Source organism: Priestia sp. RMT2NF4, from assembly GCF_047872835.1.
Classification (GTDB): domain Bacteria; phylum Bacillota; class Bacilli; order Bacillales; family Bacillaceae_H; genus Priestia; species Priestia zanthoxyli.
Genome location: NZ_JBLQZO010000011.1, coordinates 23,369 through 30,340 on the forward strand (window position 1 = coordinate 23,369; position 6,972 = coordinate 30,340).

Annotated in this window: 5 protein-coding genes; 2 read left to right on the plus strand and 3 right to left on the minus strand. The window is 32.1% G+C overall.

The genetic code is table 11. From position 1 onward, the window contains the following. The first annotated feature begins 93 nt into the window (after window positions 1-93). The gene (locus ACMX9J_RS25535) at window positions 94-1,242 is read left to right on the plus strand and encodes a polysaccharide pyruvyl transferase family protein (RefSeq protein ID WP_416226384.1); all 1,149 of its coding nucleotides are present in this window, start codon (window positions 94-96) and stop codon (window positions 1,240-1,242) included. A gap of 4 nt (window positions 1,243-1,246) precedes the next feature. After that, a complete protein-coding gene (locus ACMX9J_RS25540) occupies window positions 1,247-2,221 on the plus strand; it encodes a CgeB family protein (RefSeq protein ID WP_416226385.1) in 975 nt (324 codons plus the stop codon). A gap of 1,583 nt (window positions 2,222-3,804) precedes the next feature. Here the strand turns inward: ACMX9J_RS25540 and ACMX9J_RS25545 are convergent. From ACMX9J_RS25545 to ACMX9J_RS25555, 3 genes are all read right to left on the minus strand, one after another. Continuing rightward, a complete protein-coding gene (locus tag ACMX9J_RS25545; RefSeq protein WP_416226386.1) occupies window positions 3,805-3,939 on the minus strand; it encodes a hypothetical protein in 135 nt (44 codons plus the stop codon). A gap of 148 nt (window positions 3,940-4,087) precedes the next feature. Beyond that, on the minus strand, window positions 4,088-5,071 hold the full coding sequence (locus ACMX9J_RS25550) for a CgeB family protein (protein WP_416226387.1): 984 nt from the start codon (window positions 5,069-5,071) through the stop codon (window positions 4,088-4,090). A 1-nt stretch (window position 5,072) separates the two neighbouring features. Continuing rightward, the gene (locus ACMX9J_RS25555; RefSeq protein ID WP_416226388.1) at window positions 5,073-6,170 is read right to left on the minus strand and encodes a polysaccharide pyruvyl transferase family protein; all 1,098 of its coding nucleotides are present in this window, start codon (window positions 6,168-6,170) and stop codon (window positions 5,073-5,075) included. Window positions 6,171-6,972: the final 802 nt, after the last annotated feature.

Here is a 6,972-nt window from a genome sequence, read left to right on the forward strand (position 1 = left end):
TATTAATTAAAAGTATCATATCTATTCCCAATCTCTAAATCCAGTTAAGTGAGCAATTTATTTTGAATTATCGAAAGGAGGATGAATCGCTATATGCAAATTTTAATACATGGTTTCTATGGTGCCGGTAATGCTGGTGATGATGGAATCTTACACTCAATTATTGAACAATTTAATCATTTGAAGAAGCTTGAAATTGTAGTAACTGTAAGGAGTAAAAAAACAAAGGCATATTATGGAAAAAGAAACATTCGTACTATATTAGGAAGCGACTTGGATGAGGTATATAAAGAAGTTGGTCGTAGTGATTTAATAATTATAGGCGGAGGTGGCTTGTTTCAAGATTATGCAGGTTTTAATCCAGTTAATCTCTTTAATGGAAAGCAAGGCTCTATTAATTACTACTCTATCCCTTTACTTTTTGCAAAAATGCTAGGAAAGAAAACAATGTTTTATGCAATAGGTGTAGGTCCTTTCTCTACTGAAGAAGCGGCTTCTGCAAGTTCATGGTTAATCGAATTAGCAGATATAGTAACAGTACGTGATAAACAATCAATTGAATTATTGAAAAATTATCGTTCAAATAAAGCTATTTTATCAGCGGATCCTGCAGTAAATTTAAACTCTATTATTCATCCTTTAGAATACTTTTTATCAAAGAAATCAGATATAAACAAAAAAAAATTAGTGGGTATAAATCTCCGTTTGTGGAACTTTACTGAAAATGCTACATCAAACACATATAAAATGTTATTAGAAGTAAGTAAGTATTTAATATCTAACCATAATGCTCACATATTAGTTTTACCATTTAATAAAAGCTTGAAAGAAATTGAAATTATGGAAAAATTAACAAAGGAACTCCCCAAGGGTTGCGCGGATATAGTTTATTACAATTATTCTCCAGCAGAGTTTAAGGGGTTATGTTCACAACTAGATCTAATGATTGCAATGAGACTTCATGCCTCAATTTTTGCTATGAGCGAAGGAACTCCGAGTATTGGAATTGCTTACGATCCGAAGGTTACAGAATTTTTCAAGGAATTGAAATTAGATGAATTATCCATACCGTTAGAAAAAGCTTCTGTACAAAAGGTGAAAAGTATAGCTGATAATATCCTGAGAAATCAACATATCTGGATAAAGAAAGTTAATACAGGATTAAATGAATTAAAAAATCGTGAACAAATAAATATTAGATTGATAGAAGAACATTTAAACAGATCCTCTAATAGGAAGTGAAATTATGAGTAAAGATCCCTCGTTAAGAATTATGTTCTTTGGACGATATACGGAAGGTTCTACAGGAATTGTCAGAAGTATCTTCATGGGACTTCATGAGTTAGGGCATACGATTTATGAAATAAATGTTACGGCAAGACCTCGACTATTATTTAATCCTTATCGACGTCAAGGTGGGCATGGGCCTATATATATTCGTTGGGAGTTGGTTAAAGAAGAGATTGAAATATTTAAACCGGATGTAATTATATTTTGTGCAGGGGGATTAACCTTTGAACCTGAAGTTATAAAGCGCCTTAAAAAAAGATATACAGTTGTAGCATTTACATTAAGTGATCCGGATGTGTTTCCAACAATAAGCCAATATGCTAGTTTATTTGATTATCATACAACTAATTCTGTTAAGGCTTTAGAATTATATAAACAGAAAGGAATAAATAATACAATTCTGATGCCATTTGCTATCGATTCTCGTTTTTTTGTCCCTCGTTCCATAGATTCCAAGTTTAAATCCGATGTTTCTATAATTGGGCATGCGAGAGAGAATCGAATAAATACAGTTAAAAGGTTAATAAAAGAGTTTGATGCAAAAGTTTATGGGAGAAACTGGCCATTTAAATCACTGGGACCGGTATATGGAGAGGAATGGTTTAAAGCAGCATACTCTTCAAACATCTTAATTAACTTCCCAAAGACCGGGGCTGGATATACAAATGTAAAGGTTGGTGTATTTGAAGCTATAGCAACGGGAAGATTGCTTTTTACAGAATATTTCGATGAGATGAAAATGTTTTATGAGTATGATAAAGAAATTATTGGATATAGAAATGAAGAAGACCTGATCAGCAAAGTAAGATATTATATTAATCATAAAGAAGAAGCTGAAATTATTGCAAAGGCGGGTCAAATAAGAACTGCTTCCGAACATACGTGGAAAAAAAGGTTAGCTGATTTTTTTGATGAAGTAGGAATTTATTGATTTTTTTATTAAGCGAATCAACAAGATTGGTAGATTTAATACTACGTCAAATAGACTTAGAAATGCTATCAAATGTGGAAAAATAGGGGTCATTAAATAGTGGTTTTTTCACTTTTGAATACGCGTATCTCCATTTTTTGATAAATGAATGCAGGACCTGAGAGGGAACTTTAAGTCTTTCTGTGCCTGTAAGGGACACAAATTTAAGGCTTTTACAGATTACAGCTCCATCAGTTATAAGAACCATATGAGCAAAGGGAAAGTGAAAGTGGGACATAAAAAGTTTGATAATGAGTGTCTAAGTAAATAGCAGAAATGCTATTAGAGATAAGTAATTAAATATCTTCTCCGCCACGAAATTTGACGTTTTCTAAAAGCTTCTCTCATACAAAGTCAGCTTCATTAGGTATGATTGTATTTCCAAGGATTTTTTTACTTTCATTGCAAATTCCGACAACAATATAGAGGTTCTTTAAATATTTTATTGCGTTTTATTTAGATTAATATAGTAGCTTACACAAGCTTGGTTTTGGAAAGGCTCTATCTTTTAAGGCATGGAGTAATGAGACCATACAAGAACTTAATTAAATGGGTAATTTCAGTAGTTATTATACCTTTAGGAATATATGAATAATAAATATTTTAAGCGTATTGTGAATCTTTTTGTATGGAGAGATCTTCTGCTGGAAATCGTCACGTCTATTATGAGAAACATTATGATAAATTTATCTAAATCCTGTGTCCAGCGTCCGTTCTTGAAAAATATTTCGTGAATTCCCCGTATTAATCCTACTAAAAGCATAGTTTTCCTAATCTACGAAAACTGTAAACTCTCTGGTTAAGATCAGGTTAGTCACACTTTTTAAATAAGAACAGATAATTTTACTCACGTTTTCTTTTAGGACTAGGTCTTGAATAAGAGCTATTGTAACTGATTCGTAGGAAGATCTTATTTCTTCAGAGTAGTTATGGTGACTTAATTCTATAAGAAAAGGAATTCCTTTATTTATTCATTCATTTAAACAAACACAAGATGTGGATTTGAATAAATGACTTGTACACAAAAAGCTAAACCTTAAGCCGTTTTTCTTATGTGATCCTCAATTGTTCGAGGGGTTTCATAACCGAGGCTACTATGGATTCTGTTTCGGTTATACTCTCCTTTTATAAACTGAAACATGGCTACTTTGGCAGCTGAACGCGCTTTAGCCTTAGATAACAACCGTTGTTTACTAAAATCGTATAAATTTTTGAAGCTTGGTAAAGTGCTTTACTTTTCGCATCAATTCGTTGGATTTCTTTTGTCAGATTCTAATTTCCTTGTTCGCGGTTCGATACCGTTTTTTTAAACGAGTGGTAGTACCTACTTATTGGAATCCCCAACACTTCGCATATTTTCTGAATGCTATATTGTTCTTTATATTTCTCGATAAAATGGTTGAGCTCTGCTTCTGTTACTTTTTCGCGAATATGGTCATAGCATTTTTAGAATATCTAACTCTTGTTTTAACAGAAGGTTTTCCTTCTGAAATTCAGCTAATTCTTTCGGTGTTAGAGAGCCTTCTTCTAAACTGATCCTTCACCTATTTATAGATTGTTACTTTTGATACGCCATATTCACTGCTTAAATATTTAAGAGAGTTTCCCTCATGATATAAATCCGCAGTAGTTTTCTTAAAATCATCATTGTATTTTTCACCGGCAAGTTTACGGTCCATTTCGGACGCACCCTCTCAAAAAAATTGTAAGGACTTAATTAACTGGTGTCCATGAAACTATACTAACTCCAATGTTTTACATTCTCCAAAAACATCAACCAATATGTCTAGTGTATGTATTTATTATTCTAAGTTAGATAAAATAAATCTAGAATATATTCAACTCTAAAAACAGTTTATTAAATCTTTGTACCCACGTGTGATCTCTTAAACAACGTGCTTTTGCATTTTGTCCTATCCTTTCAGCCTCTTCAGAATGCAGTAAATAATGTTTAATCTTTTCAATTAAATCTTTTTTTGAGTTATAACCAATTATTTCATGACCGTATTCAAAAAGTCCTTGCATCTCATCAAAGTATTCTGTAAAAAGAAGTTTTCCCGTAGCAGCTGCTTCTAGTATTCCAACTTTAACATTTGTATATCCTTTTATTGTACGAGGAAAATTAATTAATATTTTAGCTGAATAAGCAGCTTTAAACCATTCGTCGCCTCTGACTGGTCCCATACTATAATGAGAATATGGCCATTCATTACCATATAATCGGACATCAAAGTTTTTACATAAAGCTTCTACAATAGGATAACGGTCCTTACGTCCATGTCCAATTATAGCTACATCTGTTTTATATTTAGAAATAGGGGACCTTTCCTTGAAAAAACGGTAATCAATACCAAAAGGCATATAGTATATATTTGTGAATTTCCGCTTTTTATATTCTTCATAAGCTACTAAAGAATTAGTAGCGTGCCAAGTGAAATTTTTTGAGTATTTCGAAACTGTATTCATAACATCAGGATCACTCAGAGTGATTCCAAGTATTTGTATTTTCCTGCTTTTTAACCAATTCATATCTCTGAGAGTAAAAGTGTGGCCGCCAGCATTGCAAATGATTAAATCTGGTTTAAAATCCATCAATTCGTTACGAATTAGATCCAGTAGAATATAGACAGGACCATTACCACCATGGCGCTTATATGGATTAGATACCCATTCTGGATGAGTACCTGTATCCCACTCTTGAACAATATGTCCCATTTCACGTAGAGATAAGAGCATGCTCTTTACTATATCTGTACTACCTTCCCCATATCTTCCAAAATGAGCTATTCTTAATTTGTTTCTTTGATTCATATTAGTTTTCTCCTCCAAATAAAAACTCAGTATTTAATTTTTCAGTTTCCTTTAGGTGAAGTACTGACTTTTGAAAAATATTTTTTTCTTGATTTGACATATTAAGTAGTTCAATTGATAAATTATATAGGTTCTGGGGATGTAGCGCTTGATAAGGAAATGAAAATATATTTGGTTTTAAGAGATGAGTAAAGTAATCAACTTTTGGATCATAAGAGATGCCAATCACAGGAACGCCCATGCTCGCACTTAATATAAGAGAGTGTAGTCTCATACCAATCATTAAAGAGAATTCACCTAGAATTCCTTTTAAGATTTTAGGAGGATAATTTGTTCTAATTAGTGTATAACTCCTCTTAGGAAGCTGTTTTGCCAGCATTCGAATAATTTTTTTGTCTCCTGTATATTGGCTTAAAGAAAGCAAAACTAAATGGACATTTTTTGTTTTAGATAATAAATCGCCCAGTCTAGCTATATTGTCTAATAATTCTATCTCTTCATTTTCTTTAAATCTCCATGAACGTAAACAAATGCCAACTAGTTTTTTTTCAAGAGGAATATTCGCTAGTTTTAATAATTCGCGGGATTTAGTAGGAGATATACTTTGCAGGTTGAGTGCGGGATCCGCAGTTTGAATAACATTCATTTTGGGCAAATTCTTAGTAATAAATTGATATGATTCTGTATCTCTTACTGTTACACGGGTTGCTGTCGATAAAAGTGAACAAGCATAGTTGATGGATTCAGAAGAGAAAAACGGACCTATTCCAATACTATAGTAATAAATTTTTTTTCTGTATTTATGGGCAATATCAATTACTTGGCCATAATAATTCATTCCTTTTGCTTTTCTTCCAACCTCTTTTTGAGGTGTCCATCCCGAATAGTCCTGTAAAATCCCTCCCCCGCCAACGATAACAACATCAGCCATCCTTATTTTTTCCCTTACTAAGGAAAAGGAATCAATTTTTATAACCTCTATATTCCTAGAACCTCGGTAAGCAGGAAAGAGTCCTCTTGATATAACACAAAACTGAGCAGAGGAAATTTGTCTATATATTGACTCAATTATATTTTCTAAGATAGCATCATCACCCAAGTTACCTGCCCCATAATATCCATGTATTAAGATTTTCAAAATATGATACCAAACCCCTTCGTTTGAATTTTTAGACTATATAGTATATTACTCGCATTTAAATTTCACTACTTTTTTTGATAAATTTATAATGTCTAACTGCAAATATTTTTTTATTTAAACTTACACATTTATAATCAGTAACTATAAAATAGGTCTCTGCTAATTTTGGTGAAAGTTCTTAAGGAGGAATATTGATGGTATCTAACGTTTTTTAGAAAGTATTATTGAAATGAGGAATGGTTGCAAGTTTTTGAAAAGGTTCACTATAATAGAACGGTAAGAATATAGACTATAAAAACGTGCTCTTATGAAATTAGGCGGGCATGTTAATTGTAAGTATTTATTCAATGTTTTTTGATGCATTGAGAATTATGTTATTACATCGGCTTTTTTACACAATTCCTTGTATCGTAATTGAACATGTAAATGGACAGATAAAGAGAATATAGATATATCTTTAATGGTTCCCCAGTAACGACTGTGAATATGAGAAGAGAGTTTATAAAAAGGTGGGCAATTGTTAGAAGATTGATTAGATTTAAGATAAAGTTGAATATCAGAATCAGTCATTTTTTAAGGATAATAGGGTTCAATCCTTAAAAAATGACTGTAAATCCCTCCTATATGAATTATAATTTCATGTAGGAGCTTCAACCAAAAAGACGACAACACTATTTTACAGTCACTGATTACATAAATGTCGCTATCTAATTGAAAAGTAAAAAAAGCTAACTAAATTTGTTAGCTTTTTTTACCCATG

Coding starts and splice junctions, on each gene's coding strand:
- ACMX9J_RS25545 (WP_416226386.1), bottom strand. CDS start 3,939: ATGGACCGTAAACTTGCCGGTGAAAAATACAATGATGATTTTAAGAAA.
- ACMX9J_RS25535 (WP_416226384.1), top strand. CDS start 94: ATGCAAATTTTAATACATGGTTTCTATGGTGCCGGTAATGCTGGTGAT.
- ACMX9J_RS25550 (WP_416226387.1), bottom strand. CDS start 5,071: ATGAATCAAAGAAACAAATTAAGAATAGCTCATTTTGGAAGATATGGG.
- ACMX9J_RS25540 (WP_416226385.1), top strand. CDS start 1,247: ATGAGTAAAGATCCCTCGTTAAGAATTATGTTCTTTGGACGATATACG.